This is a genomic window from Mesorhizobium sp. P2_D6, from assembly GCF_056404315.1.
The window spans coordinates 18,605-39,637 of the sequence record NZ_JBFUEG010000023.1; the positions used below are offsets into that span (position 1 = coordinate 18,605).

The window sequence follows — 21,033 nt, forward strand, 5'->3', positions numbered from 1 at the left end:
GGTCTTCGCCTGTCACATCAACTAACGCTGTCCGGCAGAATTTCCTCTCGCCGCGCGATCAAATCCTTGAGACCCTCGGCGATACCCTCGTCGAGCTTCGGCTCCTCATAGTCGGCAAGCATGTTGCGCGCCTTCTCGCGGCCGCGCGTGTCGTGGTCCTTCGCGCCTTCGGCATTCCACTGCTCGTACGAATTGAAGTCCATGATGGTGGGCATGAAGAAGGCGGACTCGAAATGTTCGAGTGTGTGCTGGGTGCCGAGGAAATGTCCCTGCGGTCCGACCTCGCGGATCGCCGCCATAGCTTCCTTGAAATCGTCGAAAGGCAGGCCGCCGGCGTATTTGTACCAGCCGACAAGCTGCTCGCAGTCGGTGGCGAATTTCGAATAGCCGCAGGTGAGCCCCGCCTCCAGCCATCCGGCGGAGTGCCAGATGTAGTTGGCGCCGGCAAGGATGGCGGCATGCATCAGCATGTTCGCCTCGTAGCCGGCCTGGGCGTCGTTGAGCTTCGAGCCGACATGGAAGCCGGAGGTGCGCCACGGCAGCCGGTATTTCCTGGCCAGCGCACCCATCAGATACATCATCTGCGCGGCCTCCGGCGTTCCGCCCATCGGTGCGCCGGTCTTCATGTCGACGGTGACCATGAACTGGCCGTAGATCTGCGGCGATCCGGGACGCAGCAGCTGCGTGAACGCGATGCCGGCAAGCGCTTCCGCATTGACCTGCGCGACAGCGCCGACGGCGGAGGCCGAGGTCGAGGCGCCGCACAGTGCGAAGGGCGCCAGGATCAGCGGCTGGTTGCTGCGCGCATAGACCTTCATGGCGTCCAGCATGGTGGCGTCCCACACCAGCGGCGAGTTGCAGTTGGTGATCGACACCAGCACCGGGTTGTCGCGGACGAACTCCTCGCCGAACACGATGCCGGCCATCGCCATCGTGTCTTCGGCGCGCTCCTTCGACGTGACGATTCCCATGAACGGCTTGTCGGAATGCTTCAGCGCCGAATGGATGATGTGGAGGTGACGCTTCGGCACAGCAATTTCCATCGGCTCGCAGATGACCGAACTCGACGAGTGCAGCGCTGGCGCCATGTAAGCGAGCTTGTGGAAATTGTTGAGGTCGGCGAGCGAGCCGTAGCGCCTGTTGTTGTCGAGGTCGCGCACATAGGGCGCGCCATACATAGGCACGAAGATGGAATTCTTGCCGCCGACGCGGACGGTACGCTCGGGGTTGCGGGCATTGAGGGTGAATTCCGGCGGGACCTTGGAGACCAGCTCCATCAGGAGCGCTCGATCAATGCGGACGCGTGTTTCCGAGACATCGGCTCCAGCCGCCTTCCACAGGGCGATCGCCTCGCCGTCGCGGAATTCGCAGCCCACCTCTTCGAGGATCAAGAGCGATTCCTGATGGATCAACTCGACCGCCTCATCAGGCACCATCTGATAGGCGGGGATCTGGCGCACCAGGGTCGGGAACGAGGCTATGGGAGCGCCGCGTATAGCCTTGCGCCCCAGGCGGCCGCCGCTTCTACGGTTGGCGTGTTCGGTCACTGCAACGGCCGGTGCATTCATGGCAATTCCATCCTCCAACAGCCCGTCAACTTAGCGAGACGAAATATGCCTGTGACGCTGGAAAATCCTGATCTCTTGTATAAACTCAGCTTATGCGAAGCCTGCGCCACCTGCTGCCCTCCGCCGGGAGCCTGATCGTCTTCGAGGCGGCCGGCCGTCTGTCGAGCTTCACCGCCGCCGGGCGAGAGCTCGGCATGACGCAGGCCGCCGTCTCCTATGCGGTGCGCGGGCTGGAGGAACAGCTCGGCGCCAAGCTGTTCCAGCGCCGCCATCGCCAGGTGGTCCTGACGGAAGCCGGCGAGCGCTTCCACGCCGACGTCTCGCTCGGGCTGTCGCATATCCGCAAGTCGGCGGAGGACCTGCGCCTGCAGGCGACCGGCGGCCATGTCACGCTCGCCGCCTCGACCGCGTTCGGCTCGTTCTGGATGATGCCGCGCCTGCAGCAATTCCGCGACGAGCTGCCGGGCGTTGATCTACGCATCCAGACCGCCGACCGCGACCTCGACATCATCGCCGAGGGCATCCCGCTCGGCGTGCGCGGCGGCGTGCCGCGCGACTGGCCGGACTATCATTCGCTATCGCTCTCCGACGAGGAGATCTTCCCAGTCGCCGGCCCCAACTATCTGGCGAAGTTCGGGTTGCCTGAGACCGTCGAGGAACTCGCCATGCACCGGCTCATCCATCTCGAGGAGCCCTACCGCGAGGCCCCGAACTGGGACGAATGGTTCGCGTCAGCCGGAACCAGCCTGCGCAATGCCGAGCGCGGCTTGCGCATCAACGATTATGCCCTGGTGATCCAGGCGGTAATGGAGGGACAAGGCATCTCGCTCGGCTGGCGGCATCTGGTCGAGCGCCTGGTGGCATCAGGACTGTTGGTGCCGGTGACTGATCATGTGCTGAGGACCGGCGTCGGATTCTACGTCATCTGGCCCAAGAACCGCGAGCTCAGCGACAATGCGCGCAAGGTAAGAGACTGGCTGGTGGCGCAGGCTTAAGTTTGCCTGGCGCAACACTCTCGAGGTTGGCGGGACAGCACCCCCTCTGTCCTGCCGGCCATCTCCCCCTCAAGGGGGGAGATCGGCAGCTTTGACGCAGGCTCTTCTTTTTGAACGTGGAAAATTGGCGAAAGCCACGGTGGCATCCAATCTCCCCCCTTTAGGGGGAGATTGCCGGCAGGACAGAGGGGGGTGCTGTCCCGCCAGCGTCTCTATTGAAGCCTTCCGCACACCCTTCGAATCCGCCTATAGTGCGCCATGCCCATCCGCCAGCTTTCCGAAACGATGATCAACCAGATCGCCGCTGGCGAGGTCATCGAGCGTCCGGCGAGCGTAGTGAAGGAACTGGTCGAAAACGCGCTCGACGCCGGAGCATCTCGCGTCGAGATCGTCACCGCCGGTGGCGGACTCAACCTGATCCGTGTCACCGATGATGGCTCGGGCATCCCCGAGAAGGAATTAGCGCTGGCGATCGCCCGCCACTGCACCTCCAAGCTCGCCGAGGATATCCACGATATCCGCTCGCTCGGGTTTCGCGGCGAGGCGCTGCCGTCGATCGGCTCGGTGGCGCGGTTGTCGATCCGCTCGCGCACAGCATCGGGTGACAGCGCCGCCGAGATCGGTATCGAGGGCGGCCGGGTTTCGGCGGTCAAGCCGGCGGCGGCAAACCGGGGGACGACCGTCGAGGTGCGCGACCTCTTCTTTGCCACGCCGGCACGGCTTAAATTCATGAAGGGCGAGCGCGCCGAAAGCACCGCGACCAATGACGTGGTCAAACGCATCGCTATCGCCTTCCCCGCCGTGCGCTTCACGCTCGCCGGCTCCGACCGCTCGACGCTGGAATTGCCAGCCACCGACGACAGCGCGGAAGGCAGCCTGCGCCGCGTCGCCCAGGTGATGGGCGCCGAGTTCCCCGACAATTCCATTGCCATCGACGCCAGCCGCGACGGCGTGCATCTGACCGGTCACGTCTCGATCCCGTCCTTCACCCGCGCCAACGCGCTGCAGCAATATGCCTATGTCAACGGCCGGCCGGTGCGCGACAAGCTGATCGCCGGCGCCATTCGCGGCGCCTTCGCCGATGTGCTGCCGCGCGACCGGCACGCTGTCACCGTCCTGTTCCTGACGCTCGATCCGGCGACCGTCGACGTCAACGTCCACCCGGCCAAAGCCGATGTCCGCTTCCGCGACCCAGGCCTGGTGCGCGGGCTGATCGTCGGCACCATCCGCGAGGCGCTGGCCAATGCCGGCATCCGCGCCGCCACCAGCGGGGCTGCCGGGATGATGGCGACGTTCCGGCCGGGTGCTGCGTCCTATGCCCATGCCGGCCCGGCCAACGGCCACCGCAGCTATGACGCGACCTACCGGCCGTCTGGCTCCGGCGGCTTCGACCCATCGCGCTCGCCACAGCGACCACTGGATATGGGTCACGGCGAAGCAAGGGCGCAACGAAACGGCTTTGCTGACAGCGACCAGGCGGCGTTCGATGCCGGGCCGCTTGCCAGCGCCGATGCGCGTGCCGGCGTAGCCGAGCCGACCGAGACGCTGCTCGGTACGGCGCTGGGCGCGGCGCGGGCGCAGGTGCACGAGAATTATATCGTCGCGCAAACCAGGGATTCGCTAGTCATCGTCGACCAGCATGCGGCGCATGAACGGCTGGTCTACGAAGCGCTGAAGAATGCGCTGCATTCACGCGCGGTGCCCTCGCAAATGCTGCTCTTGCCCGAGATCGTCGACCTGCCGGAGGAAGACGCCGAGCGGCTGGCCATGCATTCCGAGACGCTGGCCCGCTTCGGTCTCGGCATCGAGCGTTTCGGCCCCGGAGCGGTGGCGGTGCGCGAGACGCCGTCCATGCTCGGCGAAACCAATGTCCAGCAATTGGTGCGCGATCTCGCCGACGAGATCGCCGACAATGACACGGTCGAGACGCTGAAGGAGCGCCTGGACAAGATTGCGGCGACCATGGCCTGCCATGGCTCGGTGCGTTCCGGCCGCCTGCTCAAACCCGAAGAGATGAACGCGCTGCTGCGCCAGATGGAGGCGACGCCGGGATCCGGCACCTGCAACCACGGCCGCCCGACCTATATCGAGCTCAAGCTCGCCGATATCGAGCGGCTGTTCGGGCGGCGATAACCTGTGAGCGGCGAGACGACGCTCCGGTTCCAGTTCGAAGCCGAGGTGATCCACTGGCGGGGCCCTTCGCCATACTTTTTCGCGCCAATCCCCGAGCAGCATGGCGACGAGATCAAAAGGATCGCGAAGTTCGCGACCTATGGCTGGGGGGTGATACCTGTCGAGGCCACCATTGACGGCGTCACGTTCGGCACATCGCTGTTTCCCAAGGACGGCAGCTATCTTTTGCCGTTGAAGGATGACGTCCGGCGCGAGTGCAATCTAACGGCAGGCGATTCGATTTCCGCTTCCGTGGCGATACACCTTCGCGGACGATAACGACGCGGCCCTTGGGCGGTTATGTCGGCAGGCGTCGTCTCACTTCTTCAGACGGTACTTCTTGGTCTTGCGGTCAAAGACATAGGCCTCCTCATAGCCGGCGCGGCCGTCGTAGAAATTCACGGATATGATGTCCTTGCCGCGTTCTGTCTGCTTCTGCACGTTCCAGTAGATGGGTGTCATCAGCGTGCCCGCATTGCAAAGGTCGCCGCCGAATTTGATGGTCTGTATGGCCTCCTTCCGCTTCTTGTTGATGACCTGCATCTTCGTCATGCAGATTCCGTTGTCGGTTTTCGCGTAGATCCCGGCAAACCGGTCGGTGGCCGTCTGCTCCCAGAAGGGAATCTCGACGATTCCTTCGACCTTCCCCTCGCCGGTGTCGTCCAGGCCCGCTACCTTCCTGAGATTGACGGGGAATTTATCGACGCCCTTGCTCCAGCTTCCCGTCAAGACACCGTTGCCGAGCTCAAGGGAAAACGGGCATCCGGAGGTGTCGAGGCCGGTTTTTTTGCCCATGACGATGATGCGCTCAAACTCCTCGTCATCCGCAATCGCGCAAAGCGCAAGGCCGGCGCCACTGGCTTTGCCGTAGAGCGCGATCGGACTTTGCTTCGCGTCATAGAAGTAGCTGCCCTGGACAGTGATGCCGCTGCCGAAACTGTAGGTCTGCAAGGAGAGATGGACGGGATCGGGACCGATGGAACCTTCGTAGTTTTCCACGTGATACCAACCAGCCGTGGCCTTGCCGCTTAGCAGCAGCAAGCAAAACACGGCCGATACAAGCTGCCTTACCATCCCGACCCCCGGTGAATTTCAACTCACCATAGCCAGCCGGTGGGGTCATGTCTGCACCGCATCGACAGCCGGCCGTCTCGTGAGCTGTGAAACTCCGGAACGGCTCTCATGTTGATTCGGGAAATGCGTCCAACCCTCTGATCTAGCGCTTCAAATTCACCACGATGACACCGCCAAGCGCCAGCGCGCCGCCGACGATGCCGAGCAGTGTCGGCACTTCGCCCAGCCAGAAGAAGCCGATCAGGGCTGACATGGGCGAAACCAGATAGAGGAAGTTTGAAGCGCGCGCCGCAGGCAGACGCGAAAGAGCGGTTGCCCAGGCGGCATAGGCGATCAGGCTCGGCACGATGCCAAGAAAGATCACGGCACCGATCCCAGCTGTGTCGGCTACCGCCGCCTGCGCAAAGCCGCTTGGCAGAAAGGGCGCTAAACAAAGTGCGCCAAGGATCATGTTCGAGGCCGAGATGGTTAGCGGGTGATGGCGGGCAAAAAGCGGCTTCTGAACGATCGTGTTGACGGCCGAGCACAGCGCGGAACCAAGAACCAGCAGCGCACCGGTGTCGAAATGCAGGCCATTGCCGTCGGCCACGGCGATGATGCCGATGCCGGCAAAGGAAATGGCCGTGCCAAACCAGGCCCAGCCTGAGAAGCGTTCGCCGAGCAATGCCATTGCCATGATGGCGGTGAAGATCGGGCTGACATTGATGATGAAACCGGCAGCACCTGCCGATACGGTCAATTCGCCATAGTTGAGCATGACCGTGTAGAGCGCGACGAAAATCGCGCCGCCAAAGACGAGGCGCCACAATTCGTCGAGCCTCGGCAGCGCCGGGCGCTTGACGGCAAGGAAGATCGCCGCCGGTACCGCGGCGATGGCAAAGCGCAGCGCGCCGAGTTCCAGCGGCCCGAAGGCGGCGAGGCCGGCGCGTATCGCGGGAAAGGCGGACGCCCAGCCGACCACCGTCAGCGCCACGGCGATGGCTGCCGTGGCGTCCATCCGCTGTGTCGGATTCGACGTGCTGGTCGTTGCACTCATCTCACTGTCCTTCGTGTTCTTGGGTCTCGAAAGCCAGAAAGCGCCTTTTCGACGCCGTTGACAAACGATCAAATCGAGGATCACCTGTGACTATGGATCACAGCTCAGACACAATGATGCCGCTCGAGACTCTGCGCGCCTTCGATGCGGCGGCGCGCACCGGGAGCTTTTCGGCCGCCGCCGAGAAGCTCAACATCACCCATGGCGCCGTCAGCCGGCAAATCGCCAAGCTGGAGGACTGGCTGGGCCTGAAAGTGTTCGACCGCGGCGCGCGCGGCGTCTCGCTGACCATCGAGGGCAACCGTCTGCATCTGCGCACGGCGGAAGCTTTTGCGCTGATCTCCACCCATTCCGACCGTTGGGTCGAGCCGCGCGGCACCGCCGTGGTGCGGCTGACCTCGATCCCCTCGGTCAGCGGGCTGTGGCTGATGCCGCGCATGGCGGCGCTTGAGAACAATCCCAGCAAGCTGCGTATTGTGCTCGACGTCGACATCCGCCAGGCCGACCTTGCCGACGAAGGCATCGACCTGTCAATCCGCTGCGGGCGCGGCGGCATTCCGGGCCGGATCTCGGTGCAGCTGTTCGAGGAATATGTCTTTCCCGTCGCCGCACCTGGCCTTGCCCACGAGATCGGTCGCGGCGACCCTGCCCGTCTGCTCAAATTTCCGCTGATCAACGATTCCGACGCATCGGGCTGGCGCGCCTGGTTTGCCGCTCAAGGCATGGATTACCGCCCGCGCCCGCAGGACCGCCGCTTCGAGGACTATAATCTGGTGCTCGATGCCGCCGCTTATGGGCTCGGCATCGCGCTGGCGCGGCCGCCATTGACCGGGCAACAGCTTGATACGGGCCGCATCGTCGCCGTCGATGAGCGCACCGCGCTCAACCCGGTGTCATACTGGCTCGACCGGCCGCTGGGGCGGCCGCGCACGGCTGCCGCCGAACTTTCACGCCGCATCGCCGTCGAGGCGGGGCTGGCGATGGAAAAGATGGAGGCGTTCCTCGAAGCCGAGCGCTAGCGACGATCGTTCAGTGCTCAGCGAAGCACCAGCAGGACGAACCCGATAATCGCGACAGCCAAAAACCCGGTCCCCACCGCCATCAGCCCGATACGCATCTGTTGCTGGCTTTCGGGCTGGACTGCGCCATTCGATCGAGGCGTCGCCTGCCCTCCTTTCGCCGCTGCATTGGTTGCGGAGGCACGAGACTGCGGCGAAACTTCAGGGACGAGAAAGGCAAGCCATGGCAGGCCTGCGGGTTTCACAGCAGCGCCATCGTCGGTTCTTGGCGGCAACACCGGCAAACCGTGCTGTGCGTCGTCGTTTGCCGGTGTTGCCGCCACAGCCCGTATCGGCCGCCCCGCAGCATCTGGCGCCCCGGCGCCTGGTTCGGCAATTGCCAGATAGGCCTGCAGCATTTCGGCAGATCCTGTCTGCTGCGCCTTGGCAGGGGTGGCGGACAACTGGGCCTGCAGCGCTGGCACCGCAGCCGGCTGCAATGGAGCACCGGATGGCGCCGGCGGCTGCGCCACCGCCTTGACAAGGCCCGTTTTCGCCGGGTCGGCGTTCGCCGACGGCACCGCCGCCAATACCATGGCTTCGCGCAGCAGAGCGGTCAGACGGGCCGATGAAATGTCCATGCCGGTCCCACGAGAATGGTTTGCGGCGCGACAATAGAGCCTCAGCATTGCGTCAAGCTTGACCTTGCCGGCAATTTATGGCGATGAAATCAGCATGAACTCTGGCACCACCCAATGATGAACCGTTTCGAAGGCCCTGGCGGCAAGGAAGCCCGGATCCGCTATCTCGACGGCGATTTCCAGGTCACCAGCCCCGGCGCATTCGTGCGCTGCGCGGTGACCGGCGAGAGCATCCCGCTGGACGAGCTGAAATACTGGAGCGTCGCCAGGCAAGAACCCTATGTCAGCGCCGCCGCCTCGCTGCGCCGCGAGATCGAAACGCATCCGGAACTGCGCAGCCGACGCTGACGCCAGCCCCTCCTGCCGGGCCGGACCGAACTCAGCCCCGCAGCTTGCGCTGCCTCCACGCGTCCAGCGTCTCGTCGATGATGCGTTCGGGCACGTTGTCGAGCTCGAACATGGCGTCGATCTCCAGCACGTCGAGCTGACCAAGGAATTCGGCCGAGGCTGCACCATGGCGCAGCCGGGCGGCGTCCTTGGCAGTGGTGACGAGACCCAGTCCCTCGCGGCGCGCGGTCGCTGCCAGCTCAGTGAGCTCGTCAGGGGCATAGAAATGATGGTCCGGAAACGACCGGCTCAGCGCCACCTCCGCGCCTGTGCCGCGCAGCGTGCCGAAGAATTTTTCGGGGTGGCCGATGCCGGCAAAGGCGAGGAAACGCCGACCGGCGAAGCGTTCCTTGCCGCCGGGTTCGACATGCGCCTCGAAGATCGGCCGGCCGGCGCGGGCGGCCTGGCGCACGACCTGGTCGGCGGCGGTGCCCTCGCCCATCTTCAGCAGCCCGTCAGTGAAGACCAGCTGATCGACGATGTTGGCGCGCAGCGGCCCACCCGGAATAACGCGGCCATTGCCGATGCCGTAGCGGGCGTCGACGACGACCAGCGCATAATCGATATGGATACGCGCGCTCTGAAAGCCGTCATCCATGATCAGGAAATCGCAGCCATGGGCTTCCAGGAGCAGTTTGGCGCCGGCGGCGCGGTTGGGGCTCACCGCAACCGGCGCATGCTCGGCCAACAGCAGCGGCTCGTCGCCGACATGTTTGGCGGCGTCGTGATTGATGTCGACGACATGCGGCTGCGCGAACGAGCCGCCATGGCCGCGCGACAGGAAGCCGGGATTGAGCTGCATGCGCCTGGCCTGCTTTGCCAGCGCGATGGCGACCGGCGTCTTGCCGCTGCCGCCGACGGTGAAATTGCCGACGCAAAGCACGGGTGCGTCGATCTTTTCGCGCGGCGCGCGGCGCATGCGGCGGCCGGCGACCATGCCGTAGACCGCTGACAGCGGCGACAGCGCGAAGACCCGCCAGTCCGGCGCTTCCCACCAGAAAGGTGGCGCTTCGGACGCCACCCTAGCGCCCGTCGGCGCCCTTCAGGCGCGACTTGACGATCAGTGGCTGGATGTAAGGCTCGAGCGACTTCAGCGTGTGGGCCAGCGCGCCGCGCATCTGGTCGACGGTGGCGGCACCGGCCGCCATCATCTCATGGCGGGCGACTTCATTGCTCAACAGGAAATTGACGGCGCCGGCCAGCATGTCGCGGTCGCGCACCAGCTTGGCGCCGCCACTGTCGAGCAGGCGCTGATAGGCTTCACGGAAATTCTGGACGTTGCGGCCGGCAAGCACCGCGGTGTCGAGCATGGCCGGCTCCAGCGGATTCTGGCCACCTTCCGAGGTCAGCGAGCGGCCGACAAAGGCGATTTCCGTCAGCCGGAGGTAAAGCCCCATCTCGCCGATCGTATCGCCGAGCAGGATATCGGTGTCGGCGGTGATCCGGTCGCCCTTGCTGCGCCGCGCCAGCTTCAGCCCCATGCCGGAAATCTGCGCGGCAAGCGCTTCGGCGCGGTCGGGGTGGCGCGGAACGATGATCGTCAGCAGGCCATGGTGGCGCTTGTAGAGCATGGCGTGGACCTCGGCGGCGACCACCTCTTCGCCGTCATGGGTCGAGATCGCCGCCCAGGTCGGGCGACCGGCGATCTGGCGCTTCAGCGTCGCCAGCGTCCTTTCGTCGACCGGCGGCGGCAAGGTGTCGACCTTGAGGTTGCCGGACACGGTGACCGGCCGGGCGCCAAGCGCACGAAACCGTTCGCCATCAACATCAGACTGGGCAACGACATGGGCGAGGTTCTCGAACAGCGCCTCGGCGATGTTGGCGCGCTTCTTCCAGGATTTGAACGAGCGGTCGGACAGCCTGCCGTTGACCAGCACCTGCGGCACGCGACGTGCGCCGAGTTCGAGGATGGTCATCGGCCAGATCTCGGATTCGGCGATGATCGCTAGGTCCGGCCGCCAGTGATCGAGGAAGCGGCTGACCGCCGGCTTGAGGTCGAGCGGCACATATTGATGGATAATGCGGTCGCCGAGCCGTTCGTCGGCGACCTGCGCCGAGGTCACCGTGCCCGTCGTCAGCACGATGTTGACGCCGTAATCGAGGATGCTTTGCACCAGCGGCACGACGGCAATGGTCTCGCCGACGCTTGCGGCATGGATCCAGATCACCGGGCCTTCGGGACGCGGCCGCCCGGCGACGCCGTAGCGCTCGCGACTGCGACTACGATCTTCCTTGCCCTGCGACGTCCGCCAGGCGACATAGGGGCCTATCAGCGGATAGGCGGCCGCGCCGGCGAAGCGATACGCCGTCAGGAAGGCGCGCGCCCAGCGCTCGCTCATGGATTGCCGTCCACGAGGCGATAGGCCTCTGCGGTTGCGGCATTGAGCGCGGCCGTGACTTCCTGGCGCTTGCGCTCCATTTCGGCCTCGTCGGCATTGGCCGGCACAAACACCGGCGTTCCAATGACGATCGAGGAGCGACCGAACGGCAGGTTGATGGTTGTCTTGTCCCAGCTCCGTTCCAGCACCTTGCGGCGGCTGGTGGCGATGGCGGCAGGCATGATCGGCCGACCCGAAAGCCGCGCCAGCAGAACGATGCCCAGCCCCGCGTCGCGCGGCGTGCCGTGGGGAATGTCGGCGATCATGGCGACGTTCTTGCCGGCGACGAGTGACTTTTTCAGGGCAATGAGCGCCTTGGCGCCGCCCTTGTCGAGGTGCTTCGAGCTTTCGCGGCCGCCGGAGCCGCGCACCGCCTCGATGCCGAATTTCTCGATCATCAGCGCGTTGAGTTCGGCATCGGCACTGCGCGAGACCATGGCGACCAGCGGCCGTCCCTTGGGATAATAGGCCGGGGTGAGCAGATGCTGGCCATGCCACAGCGCGATGATGCCAGGCTCGAATTTGGCGTAGGCGCCGCCCGAAAACTGCGCCGAGCCTTCGACCATGCGGTTGGTCAGGCGCACCAGGCGGACAAACCAGGCGAGCAGGCTGACGATGATGCTCTTGACGATTCGCGACTGCGCCAATGGCTCGCGGATCTTGCGCCAGAACGTCTTCGTGCTGCCGCCGCGCCTTCTTCTGACCGCGGCGCCGGTGGGCTGCCCTTTCACCGCTTCATGCTCCATCGCTGTCAACTGCCGGCCTTGCTTTCAGGGTCGAGCAGCCGGTGCAGATGAACGACGAAATAACGCATATGGGCATTGTCCACGCTGGCTTGCGCCTTGGCTTTCCACGCGCTGTGCGCGGTTTGGTAGTCCGGATAGACGCCGACGATGTCGAGCGCGTCGAGATCGCGGAACTCGGTGCCACCCAGCTTCTTCAGCTCGCCGCCAAACACCAGGTGCAAAAGCTGTTTCTTTCCGTCTTCCGCGGGCATTTCGGTCCTTCACATATTGTGAGTTTGTGACAGGTCTAGACCAAAGCTGTCGACTTTGGAACCTTCGATCACGCTTCCGTACCGGCAATGACGCCGGCAAGCACGGTGAGCAGCTTCCCGCTGCCGGCGACCAAGGCTCCGTGACGGATCACCTCGCCGGCATAAAGCGGCGCACGGCCATGCCCGTCGAGCACGGCGCCGCCGGCTTCGCGCAGAATGAGATCGGCGGCGGCAATATCCCAGTCATGCGCGTTGGGCTTGACGAAGGTGGCGTCGAGCGTGCCGTTGGCGACCATCGCCAGCCGATAGGCGAGCGAGGGAATGTGCGCCGCGCGATGCACCCGGCTCTGCCACTCCGCCGGCATCCGGTCGATCAGCTGTTTCAGACCGCCGATCTTGACCGTCTCGCCCAAGCGACGCACGGCAATGGACTTGCCATTAAGGAATGCGCCCTGTCCGGGCAGCGCCCAATAGGTTTCGTCCTTGGCCGGGCATTCGAGCACGCCGGTGAGCGTGCGGCCGTCCTCGACCACGGCGACGCTGACGCACCAGGAGCGCAGACCTTCAAGGAAGCCACGGGTGCCGTCGATGGGATCAACGACAAAGGTGCGGCGCGCCAGAAGCCGCGCCGGATCATCGGTGGTTTCCTCCGACAGCCAGCCATAGTCCGGCCGCGCCGCGAGCAGGGTCTCACGCAAATAGGCATCAGCTGCATGGTCGGCCTCGCTGACCGGCGAGGTGCCGCCCTTCATCCACACTTGCGGGTTTTTGCCGAAATAACGCATGGCGATCGCACCGGCCTCGCGGGCGGCGTCGCGCAAAAGCTCAAGGTCTTCTGCAGCCGATATAACCGGGTCACGCGCCGGCAAGGGTCATGCCTTCGATCAGCAGCGTCGGTGCCGCGGTGCCGAAATTGCGGTCGAGGTCGCTCGCCGGCACCATGTTGAGGAACATCGTCTTCAGATTGGAGGCGATGGTCACCTCGGCCACCGGATAGGCAAGCTCGCCATTGTCGATCCAGAAGCCGGACGCGCCGCGGCTGTATTCGCCTGTGACCATGTCGACGCCCTGGCCGAACACTTCGGTGACGTAAAAGCCTGATTTCAGCGACTTGATCAGATCTTCCGGCGTCCTGTCGCCCGGCTCGATGGCGAGATTGGTCGATGACGGCGACACCGAGGAGCCGCTGCGCGCACCGCGTCCGTTGGTGATCAGTCCCAATTCCCGCGCGGCGGACGTCGACAGGAACCAGTGCTTCAGCACGCCGTTTTCGACCATCAGCAGCTTTTCACCCTCGACGCCTTCGCCATCGAAGGGACGCGAGGCCTGGCCGCGGCGCCGCAGCGGCTCGTCGGTGACGGTGATATCGGCCGATGCAACCTGCTTGCCCATCATCTCGCGCAGAAAACTGGTCTTGCGCGCCACCGAAGCGCCGTTGATGGCGCCGGCGAGATGGCCGGCAATGCCGCGCGCGACGCGCGGATCGAACACCACGTTGACCGGCCCAGTCGTCGCCTTGCGGGCGCCGAGGCGGCGCACGGCGCGCTCGCCGGCCTTGCGGCCGATCAGTTCGGGCGCGTCGAGATCGGAAAAATGCTGGTGCGAGGAATATTCATAGTCGCGCTCCATTCCGGTGCCCTCGCCCGCAATGACGCTGGCCGAGCGCGAAAAGCGCGAGGCGACATAGTGGCCAACGAAGCCGTTCGACGTCGCCAGCACCAGCCCGCCCAGCCCGGCGCTGGCGCCGCTGCCGGCCGAATTGGTGACGCCCTTGACGGCAAGGGCTGCTTCCTCGGCAGCCAGGGCCGCTTCCTTCAACTGATCGGCCGAAACCTCGGTGGCGTCGAACAAATCGAGGTCGCGCACCTTGCCAACGAGCAAAGCCGGATCGGCAAGACCCTGGTAGGGATCCTCCGGCGAGACTTTCGCCATCGCCACGGCGCGCTCGGCCAACGCCTTGGGGTCCGATGCCGCCGTCGCCGATACGCTCGCCACCCGGTTGCCGACGAAGACGCGCAACGAGACATCGTCGCCCTCGGAGGCCTCGGTGCTCTCGACCTTGCCCAGCCGCACCGACACGCCGGTCGAGCGGCCGCGCACGGCAACCGCATCTGCGGCGTCGGCGCCGGCCCGCTTGGCAGCCTCGACCAGAGCCGCGACGCGGTCGGTCAATTTCGCTGCCTCTGATGTATCGGTCATGCGCATGGTCCTGGCTTCAAGCCGCGCCGGGCGGTAGCGGCTGCTGCACCATCTATTGTCCCGATGCGGCTTGTGCAATGGCGCATGGGCAATTGCGCCGCTGCGGCATAGCGCCCGAGCAGACTGCAAAGCCCATCCACGGCGCCGCGCTCGTGATCCAAGCCAAGGCGGTGGTGATGGCAAGCCGACTGCGCGGAGGCAAGGCTCCGAACTTTCTCGTAACAGCAGCCCTTTCCACAGAACGCAGCTTTAAGAGATCAAGTTGATTTAATTTATTGCGCACGGATTCCAGCGCGGCCGGATCGCATCCATTTCAGAACGAACTGTGGAGATCCGATAGTCCCGCTTTTCGTCGCAAATCTACTGGCGCGACTGCAGCCAGAAGCGGCCGCGAAGGCGCACAGCCGCCCTGCCCGTTCTTCAGGCAACCGGCGTCCAGATCACGTCGTCTATTCTGGCCGCGCCCGTCGCCAGCATCACCAGCCGGTCGAAGCCGAGTGCCGAGCCGCTGGCCTGCGGCATGGTGGCCAGCGCCGCGAGAAAATCCTCGTCCAGCGGATAGCGCTCGCCATAGACGCGCTCTTTCTCGTCCATCTCGGCGGCGAAGCGCCGTCGCTGCTCGGCAGCATCGGTGAGTTCGCCGAAAGCGTTGGCGAGCTCGACGCCACAGCAATAGAGCTCGAAGCGCTCGGCAACGCGCGGGTCCTCGGCGCTCCGCCGGGCAAGGGCTGCCTCCGAGATCGGATAGCCGTATAGGATGGTGGCGCGCCCCTGCCCCAGTATCGGCTCGACCTTTTCGACCATCACTCGACTGAACAGATCGGCCCAGTTGTCATCATCGGCCGTGCGCAGGCCGGCCTTGACCAGGGCCTGATAAAGCGCGTTGCGGTCGGTGCTGCCATCGGCGGCCACCGTGGCGAGAAGGTCGATGCCGGCATGGCGTTGGAAGGCGTCGGTCACGCTGAGCCGCTCGGGCTCAGCAAACGGATCGGCCTCGCGACCGCGAAAGCTGAAGCGCTTGTTTCCCGACCGCTCGGCCGCCAGCGCCAGCAGTGCACCGCAATCCTCCATCAGGCTCTCATAGGTTTCGCCGACCCGGTACCATTCGAGCATGGTGAATTCGGGATGGTGCAAGGGGCCGCGCTCGCGGTTGCGCCAGACCGCACCCAGGCTGAAAATGCGCTGTTCGCCGGCGGCCAGCAGCTTCTTGCAGGCGAATTCCGGGGATGTGTGGAGATAAAGCGGCCGGCGCTCCCCGTCAGAACCAATTGCCTCGGTGGCGAAGGCCGAAAGATGCGCCTCATTGCCAGGCGAGATTTGCAGGGCCGCCGTCTCGACCTCGATGAAATCGCGCTCGCCAAACCAGTCACGCATCGCGGCCGCGATGGTGTTGCGGGCGATCAGCCGCGGCCGGCGGTCGGCGTGAACATCCGGCGTCCACCAGGGCGAAGCCTCGGTCATGGATTTGCCGGGCAACGGAATCGCTGACAGGGCTGGCGGTTCGCGCCAAGATGCGCTACGGCGACGGCTCTCGCAGCCGATTTGCGCCGAACAATCGTTTCAGGCCAACGAAGTCTAGGATTGAAAACCGTGGTGAAGGTCATCGCCAGTTCCCTGCGTAAAGGCAACGTCGTCGACAAGGACGGCAAGCTTTACGTGATCCTCTTTGCCGAAAACATCCATCCTGGCAAGGGCACGCCGGTCACCCAGCTCGACATGCGCCGCATCTCGGACGGGGTGAAGGTTTCGGAGCGCTACCGCACCACCGAGCAGGTCGAGCGCGCCTATGTCGAGGACCGCGAGCACACCTTCCTCTACGCCGATAGCGAAGGCTATCATTTCATGAACCCGGAGAGCTACGACCAGGTCGCGGTGTCGGAAAGCGTTGTCGGCGACATGGCACCCTATCTGCTCGAAGGCATGGCGGTGCAGATCTCGCAGTTCAACGGCATCGCCATTGCCCTCGTGCTGCCGCAGCGCGCCACCTTCGAGGTGGTCGAGACCGAGCCGGTGACCAAGGGCCAGACGGCCTCGTCGTCCTACAAGCCGGCCGTGCTGTCCAACGGCGTGCGCACCGCAGTCCCCCCGCACATCAGCGCCGGCACGCGCGTGGTGGTGATGACGGCGGACGGCTCCTATGTGGAGCGGGCGAAGGACTGAGGCGCCAAGCCCCAGTCCTCGTCAATCCCTTGCATTGCCTTCTGCGGCCACTGGCTCGATAGTCCTGCCGATGTGGCAGACCTTTGTGACCTACTGGCCTCTGATCCTCGTGATCATTCCGATGCTGATGGCCGCTATCGGCATCGTCCACGCCATCATGACGAAGGAAGACGTCCGCGCCGCCACCGGCTGGGTGGGCGTGATGATTTTGTCGCCGTTCCTGGGCGCAATCATCTACGCCATCGCCGGCATCAACCGCATCCGCCGCGCCACGATCAGCGCCATGAGGCCCGTGGCGGGCGAAGCCGAGACGGCCAAACACGACCGCGACATTGCGCTCGAAGCGCTGATCTCAGCCGAATTCGGCCAACGCTTTGCCGGCCTGAAGACATTGGGCGACAGGGTGGCGCGACGCGGGTTGCTTTCGGGCAACGCAATCACCATGCTGAGGACGGGCGACGATGCTTGCGCGGCCATGCGCAAGGCGATCGACGAGGCACAGCGCAGCGTCCTGCTCGAGACCTATATCTTCGACAATGACGAGATCGGGCAGCGTTTCGTCGATTCGCTTGCCGGCGCGGTTCGGCGCGGTGTCACCGTGCGCGTGCTCATCGATGCCGTCGGCGTGCGCTATTCCGTGCCCAGCATCCTGACGACTCTTCGAGAAGCCGGCGTCACTGTCGATCTCTTCAACGGCAACATCGTCATGGGCCTGAGACTTCCTTATGCGAATTTGAGAACCCACAGAAAAATCCTGATCGTCGACGGCGCAGTGGCATTCACGGGGGGCATGAACATCCGAAAGGGATTCTCGGCCGAATTCGCTGGCGCCGACACCTCGGCGGATACGCATTTTCAGGTCACCGGACCGGTCGTGGCCGACCTGTTTGCGGTTGCCGCCGAAGACTGGCGCTTTGCCGGCAACGAGGCCCTCAAGGACGAGGTCTGGCAAGTCGAAAAACCCGCGCCGCCTCCCGGTCAGCCAATCCTGGTGCGGGCCGTGGCGTCGGGGCCGGACGCCAGCATCGAAACCAACCACAAATTGCTGATGGGCGCATTTTCCGTCGCCCGCAAATCGATCCGCATCATGTCGCCCTATTTCCTGCCGGACCGGGAATTCATCAGCGCGCTGACCACGGCGGCCCGGCGCGGCGTCGAGATCGACATCGTCGTGCCGGCGGTGAACAATCTCTTCCTGGTCGGCCGCGCCATGACGGCGCAATACGACCAAGTGCTGAAGCATTATTGCCGTGTCTGGCGTCATGAAGGATCGTTCGACCATTCGAAGCTGCTGTCGGTCGATGGCGTATGGGCCTATGTCGGCTCCTCCAACCTCGACGCCCGGTCGCTGCGGCTGAATTTCGAAATCGACCTGGAGGTGCTGGATGCCGGCTTTGCCACCGAGATCGAAGCACGCATCGGATCGGCAATCGCTTCCGCCAAACCCGTCACACTCGCAACCCTGAAAGCGCGGTCATTTGTCATCCGTGTCTTTGACCGGTTGCTATGGCTGGGATCGCCCTATCTCTAATGCATATCGCTCAAAAGTGGTCCCGGTTTTGAGAGAACGATATGCATAAAACAAGGAATCAGTACAGATTGAACAGCAGGCCCATGGACATAAACGGACGCAGCCTCCCTGAAACCGTGCTCCTGTCGATCCGCGGCAGGAAAGCGCGCAAGGCGAACGCGACGCCGCGCAAGCGGGTTGATGGCGCTGAGATGGTGGTCGCCTCCTACAATGTTCACAAATGCATTGGCACCGACCGCCGGTTCGACCCCGAGCGGACCGCCCGCGTCATCCGCGAGATCGGCCCAGACGTCATTGCTTTGCAAGAGGCCGACAACCGGTTCGGCGATCGCGCCGGGCTGCTCGATCTTGCCCGGATCGAACACGAAACCGGGCTGGTGCCGGTGCCGGTTTCGGGAAACGGCAAGGGCCATGGCTGGCGCGGCAACGTGCTGTTGTTCAAGCGCGGCACTGTGCGCGACGTCCATCAGATCAAGCTGCCGGGCCTGGAGCCGCGTGGCGCGCTGGTGGCCGAAATCGACCTCGACGAAACGCGCACGCTGCGCGTCATTGCCGCCCATCTCGGCCTGCTGCGCCGCTCGCGCTCCGAGCAGGCCCGCGTCGTGCTCGACATTATGAGCAGCCAGGATGAAAGGCCGACGTTGCTGCTCGGCGACCTCAACGAATGGCGGCTGGGCAACCGCTCGGCGCTGAAGACGCTGCACACCACCTTCGCCACGCCGCCGGCCGTGCCGACTTTCCCCTCGGGCCTGCCGGTGCTGGCGCTCGACCGGATCATGGCCAACCGGCACGGCATGGTCTCGTCGGTGGAAGCCCATGATACGCCGCTATCGCGGGTGGCGTCTGATCATCTGCCGCTGACGGCTTTCGTGAGTTTGTAACTCACCCGTCCCGCAACCACACCACCATCTCGCCGGGGTCACGATTGTCCCAGGCGTAATAAGGGACGGCCTTGAGCTTCGCCTGCTCGACGGCTGGCGCCTCGGTGCGATAGAGGCCGTCGTCCCAGTTTTCCGCCGTTTCCCGGCTTCCGGTGGCCGAGAGGGTGACGACGCCGCCGAGAAGGTTCGGCTCGGGATGCGCCTCGATCTCAGCCGTGCGCGGCAAGGTGATGCGGTGCAGTTGGCCGGCATTGTCGGTCTCTTCGACGCAGTAGATCAACGGGCCGCGCGCAAGTGCTACGCGGCCGATGTCCTGGCGCACCTGGGGGTTGGCGAACAGGCGCGAGATCGACATGTCGAGGTCGAGCTCGACGCGGTCGCCCTTTTGCCACTCGCGCCGGATCGCCGCGTAGCCATCGTTCGACGCGGCATCGAGGTCGACATGCGCCCCGTTGACCTTCAGCGTCGCCTTGCGGCACCAGGACGGCACGCGCAGATGCAGCGTGAACTCAACGGGCGCATCCGGCTCGACCCGGATCGAGACCGCGCCGTCCCAGGGATAGTTGCTGGTCTGGACGAGGCTGACGGGCGTGCCCGCGATGTCGAAACGCGCCGTCGAGTCGCCATAGAGGTGGACGGCCAGCGCATCGTCGGCCAGGCTGTAGAAATAGCTGCCGATCGACGCCACCATGCGGCCGATATTGGGCGGGCAGCAGGGGCAGCGGTGCCATTTCCAGCGATTGTGCTTGCCCCGGCTTTCCAGCGGGTTCTCGTAGAAGAACAGCGAGCCGTCGAGCGACAGGCCGGAGATCGAGCCGTTGTAGAGCGCCCGCTCCATCATGTCGGCGTAGCGGGCGTCGGGACCCATGCCGAGCATGCGGCTGGCCCAGAACACCAGCCCGACCGAGGCACAGGTCTCGGCATAGGCGGTATCGTTGGGCAGGTCGTAATCGCTGGTGAAGCCTTCATTGTGGGCCGACGGCCCGATGCCGCCGGTGACGTAGAGGCTCTTGGTGGTGAGATCGTCCCAGAGCCGGTCGAGCGCTGCCCGCAGCGTATCGTCGCCATATTCGGTGGCGATGTCGGCCATGCCGGAATAGAGGTACATCGCCCTGACCGCGTGACCGACGACCTTGTCCTGCTCGCGCACCGGCCTGTGCGACTGATTGTATTCGTAGGTTTTGAAATGATAGGCCTTCGGGTCGGCGCCGCGCGCACGCGCCTCCTCGTCGAAATAATGCGGCTCAACGCCGCGCTGGTCGATGAAGTATTTCGCCAGCTCCATGTATTTCCGCTGGCCGGTCGCTCGCGCCAGCTTGACCAGCGCCAACTCGATCTCCTCATGGCCGCAATAGCCCTTCTGCTTGCCGGGCTCTGGGCCGAACGTGTCGGCGATATGGTCGGCATAGCGGCATAGGATGTCGAGCAGCTTGCGCTTGCCGGTGGCCTGGAAATAGGCGACCGCGCCCTCGATCAGATGGCCGGCGCAGTAGAGCTCGTGGCAGTCGCGCAGATTGGTCCAGCGCAGGCCGGGCTGGATGCGCTGGTACCAGGAGGACAGATAGCCGTCGGGCTGCTGCAGCTTTTCGTACATGTCGATGACGGCGTCGATGTTTTTCTCCAGCCGTTCGTTGCGGCGGCGGTAGAGCGAATAGGCGGCGGTCTCGATGGTCTTGCCCCAGTCGGAATCCCAGAACATCTGCGTCGTCACCGTCGAGCCGGTGAAGCCGGGCGTGGCTGCCTCGTCGGGCGACGGCGAATGGAAGGGGATGACGAGGCCGGGCGACGGCCGGTCCGGATCGATCTGCTCCAGCATGCGGGCTTCGACGCAGCGCTCGTAGAGGATGTCGGCGGTGCGCGAGGCGACCGCATCGACGCGGTCGCCCCAGAAGCCGCGCACGTCGACCTGCGGCACCGGCAGCGGGCGGAAGGCGAGGCTCAGTTTTCCCGTCTTCCGGGCGGCGGATTTGTGTGCGGTCATCGGCTGGCTCCGTTCGATTTCGTTATTGTCATTTC

General features: G+C 64.6%; 20 protein-coding genes. 8 read left to right on the forward strand and 12 right to left on the reverse strand.

Going from position 1 to position 21,033, the window contains the following annotated elements:
• Nucleotides 1-17: 17 nt before the first annotated feature.
• Nucleotides 18-1,568 (reverse strand): trimethylamine methyltransferase family protein, encoded by a 1,551-nt coding sequence (locus tag AC1D1L_RS29930; RefSeq protein WP_477344956.1) that lies wholly within the window; start codon nucleotides 1,566-1,568, stop codon nucleotides 18-20.
• Nucleotides 1,569-1,660: 92 nt separating this feature from the next.
• Between AC1D1L_RS29930 and AC1D1L_RS29935 the strand changes: the two genes are divergently transcribed.
• The 3 genes from AC1D1L_RS29935 to AC1D1L_RS29945 all read left to right on the forward strand — a co-directional run bounded on the left by AC1D1L_RS29935 (nucleotide 1,661) and on the right by AC1D1L_RS29945 (nucleotide 5,014).
• Complete coding sequence (locus AC1D1L_RS29935) at nucleotides 1,661-2,563, forward strand: LysR substrate-binding domain-containing protein (protein ID WP_477344958.1); 903 nt, start codon at nucleotides 1,661-1,663, stop codon at nucleotides 2,561-2,563.
• A 258-nt stretch (nucleotides 2,564-2,821) separates the two neighbouring features.
• Nucleotides 2,822-4,696: a DNA mismatch repair endonuclease MutL gene (gene mutL, locus AC1D1L_RS29940; protein ID WP_477344960.1), complete on the forward strand. Its 1,875-nt coding sequence runs from the start codon at nucleotides 2,822-2,824 to the stop codon at nucleotides 4,694-4,696.
• A gap of 3 nt (nucleotides 4,697-4,699) precedes the next feature.
• On the forward strand, nucleotides 4,700-5,014 hold the full coding sequence (locus tag AC1D1L_RS29945) for a DUF1905 domain-containing protein (RefSeq protein WP_477344962.1): 315 nt from the start codon (nucleotides 4,700-4,702) through the stop codon (nucleotides 5,012-5,014).
• A gap of 39 nt (nucleotides 5,015-5,053) precedes the next feature.
• Here the strand turns inward: AC1D1L_RS29945 and AC1D1L_RS29950 are convergent, their stop codons facing one another.
• Both AC1D1L_RS29950 and AC1D1L_RS29955 read right to left on the reverse strand, forming a co-directional pair.
• A complete protein-coding gene (locus AC1D1L_RS29950; RefSeq protein ID WP_477344963.1) occupies nucleotides 5,054-5,809 on the reverse strand; it encodes a hypothetical protein in 756 nt (251 codons plus the stop codon).
• A gap of 142 nt (nucleotides 5,810-5,951) precedes the next feature.
• Complete coding sequence (locus tag AC1D1L_RS29955) at nucleotides 5,952-6,845, reverse strand: DMT family transporter (protein WP_477344965.1); 894 nt, start codon at nucleotides 6,843-6,845, stop codon at nucleotides 5,952-5,954.
• 92 nt (nucleotides 6,846-6,937) lie between these two features.
• Between AC1D1L_RS29955 and AC1D1L_RS29960 the strand changes: the two genes are divergently transcribed.
• Nucleotides 6,938-7,864, forward strand: a complete 927-nt coding sequence (locus tag AC1D1L_RS29960; protein ID WP_477344967.1) for a LysR family transcriptional regulator — start codon at nucleotides 6,938-6,940, stop codon at nucleotides 7,862-7,864.
• 17 nt (nucleotides 7,865-7,881) lie between these two features.
• Here the strand turns inward: AC1D1L_RS29960 and AC1D1L_RS29965 are convergent, their stop codons facing one another.
• The gene (locus tag AC1D1L_RS29965) at nucleotides 7,882-8,484 is read right to left on the reverse strand and encodes a hypothetical protein (protein WP_477344969.1); all 603 of its coding nucleotides are present in this window, start codon (nucleotides 8,482-8,484) and stop codon (nucleotides 7,882-7,884) included.
• Between the two features lie 114 nt (nucleotides 8,485-8,598).
• On the opposite strand from AC1D1L_RS29965, the gene AC1D1L_RS29970 reads away from it, so the two are divergent.
• A complete protein-coding gene (locus AC1D1L_RS29970) occupies nucleotides 8,599-8,832 on the forward strand; it encodes a DUF2093 domain-containing protein (protein WP_112564953.1) in 234 nt (77 codons plus the stop codon).
• Nucleotides 8,833-8,863: 31 nt separating this feature from the next.
• Here the strand turns inward: AC1D1L_RS29970 and lpxK are convergent, their stop codons facing one another.
• The 7 genes from lpxK to epmA all read right to left on the reverse strand — a co-directional run bounded on the left by lpxK (nucleotide 8,864) and on the right by epmA (nucleotide 15,906).
• Nucleotides 8,864-9,892 carry a tetraacyldisaccharide 4'-kinase gene (lpxK, locus tag AC1D1L_RS29975; protein WP_477344970.1) on the reverse strand — a complete coding sequence of 343 codons (1,029 nt, stop codon included), beginning with the start codon at nucleotides 9,890-9,892 and terminating at the stop codon, nucleotides 8,864-8,866.
• Between the two features lies 1 nt (nucleotide 9,893).
• A complete protein-coding gene (waaA, locus tag AC1D1L_RS29980) occupies nucleotides 9,894-11,210 on the reverse strand; it encodes a lipid IV(A) 3-deoxy-D-manno-octulosonic acid transferase (protein WP_192252905.1) in 1,317 nt (438 codons plus the stop codon).
• Nucleotides 11,207-11,995, reverse strand: coding sequence for a lysophospholipid acyltransferase family protein (locus tag AC1D1L_RS29985; RefSeq protein WP_352592571.1), 789 nt, complete (start codon nucleotides 11,993-11,995; stop codon nucleotides 11,207-11,209). Before AC1D1L_RS29985 ends, waaA begins: the two co-directional genes overlap by 4 nt.
• Nucleotides 11,996-12,000: 5 nt before the next feature.
• Nucleotides 12,001-12,246, reverse strand: a complete 246-nt coding sequence (locus tag AC1D1L_RS29990) for a DUF4170 domain-containing protein (protein WP_112564945.1) — start codon at nucleotides 12,244-12,246, stop codon at nucleotides 12,001-12,003.
• A gap of 68 nt (nucleotides 12,247-12,314) precedes the next feature.
• A complete protein-coding gene (locus tag AC1D1L_RS29995) occupies nucleotides 12,315-13,115 on the reverse strand; it encodes a 3'(2'),5'-bisphosphate nucleotidase CysQ (protein ID WP_477344971.1) in 801 nt (266 codons plus the stop codon).
• Nucleotides 13,102-14,445, reverse strand: a complete 1,344-nt coding sequence (locus AC1D1L_RS30000) for a TldD/PmbA family protein (RefSeq protein WP_477344972.1) — start codon at nucleotides 14,443-14,445, stop codon at nucleotides 13,102-13,104. The genes AC1D1L_RS29995 and AC1D1L_RS30000 overlap by 14 nt, the downstream gene beginning before the upstream one ends.
• 420 nt (nucleotides 14,446-14,865) lie before the next feature.
• Entirely contained in the window at nucleotides 14,866-15,906 is a 1,041-nt protein-coding gene (epmA, locus tag AC1D1L_RS30005) for an EF-P lysine aminoacylase EpmA (protein WP_477344973.1), read from the reverse strand.
• A gap of 129 nt (nucleotides 15,907-16,035) precedes the next feature.
• Here epmA and efp point away from each other — a divergent pair, with 129 nt between their 5' ends.
• The 3 genes from efp (at nucleotide 16,036) to AC1D1L_RS30020 (ending at nucleotide 19,017) form a co-directional block, all read left to right on the forward strand.
• A complete protein-coding gene (gene efp, locus AC1D1L_RS30010) occupies nucleotides 16,036-16,605 on the forward strand; it encodes an elongation factor P (RefSeq protein ID WP_112565024.1) in 570 nt (189 codons plus the stop codon).
• A 70-nt stretch (nucleotides 16,606-16,675) separates the two neighbouring features.
• Nucleotides 16,676-18,136 (forward strand): phospholipase D-like domain-containing protein, encoded by a 1,461-nt coding sequence (locus AC1D1L_RS30015; RefSeq protein ID WP_477344974.1) that lies wholly within the window; start codon nucleotides 16,676-16,678, stop codon nucleotides 18,134-18,136.
• Between the two features lie 83 nt (nucleotides 18,137-18,219).
• Nucleotides 18,220-19,017 carry an endonuclease/exonuclease/phosphatase family protein gene (locus tag AC1D1L_RS30020; protein ID WP_112564939.1) on the forward strand — a complete coding sequence of 266 codons (798 nt, stop codon included), beginning with the start codon at nucleotides 18,220-18,222 and terminating at the stop codon, nucleotides 19,015-19,017.
• A gap of 1 nt (nucleotide 19,018) precedes the next feature.
• Here the strand turns inward: AC1D1L_RS30020 and AC1D1L_RS30025 are convergent, their stop codons facing one another.
• The gene (locus tag AC1D1L_RS30025) at nucleotides 19,019-20,998 is read right to left on the reverse strand and encodes a glycoside hydrolase family 127 protein (RefSeq protein ID WP_477344975.1); all 1,980 of its coding nucleotides are present in this window, start codon (nucleotides 20,996-20,998) and stop codon (nucleotides 19,019-19,021) included.
• Nucleotides 20,999-21,033: the final 35 nt, after the last annotated feature.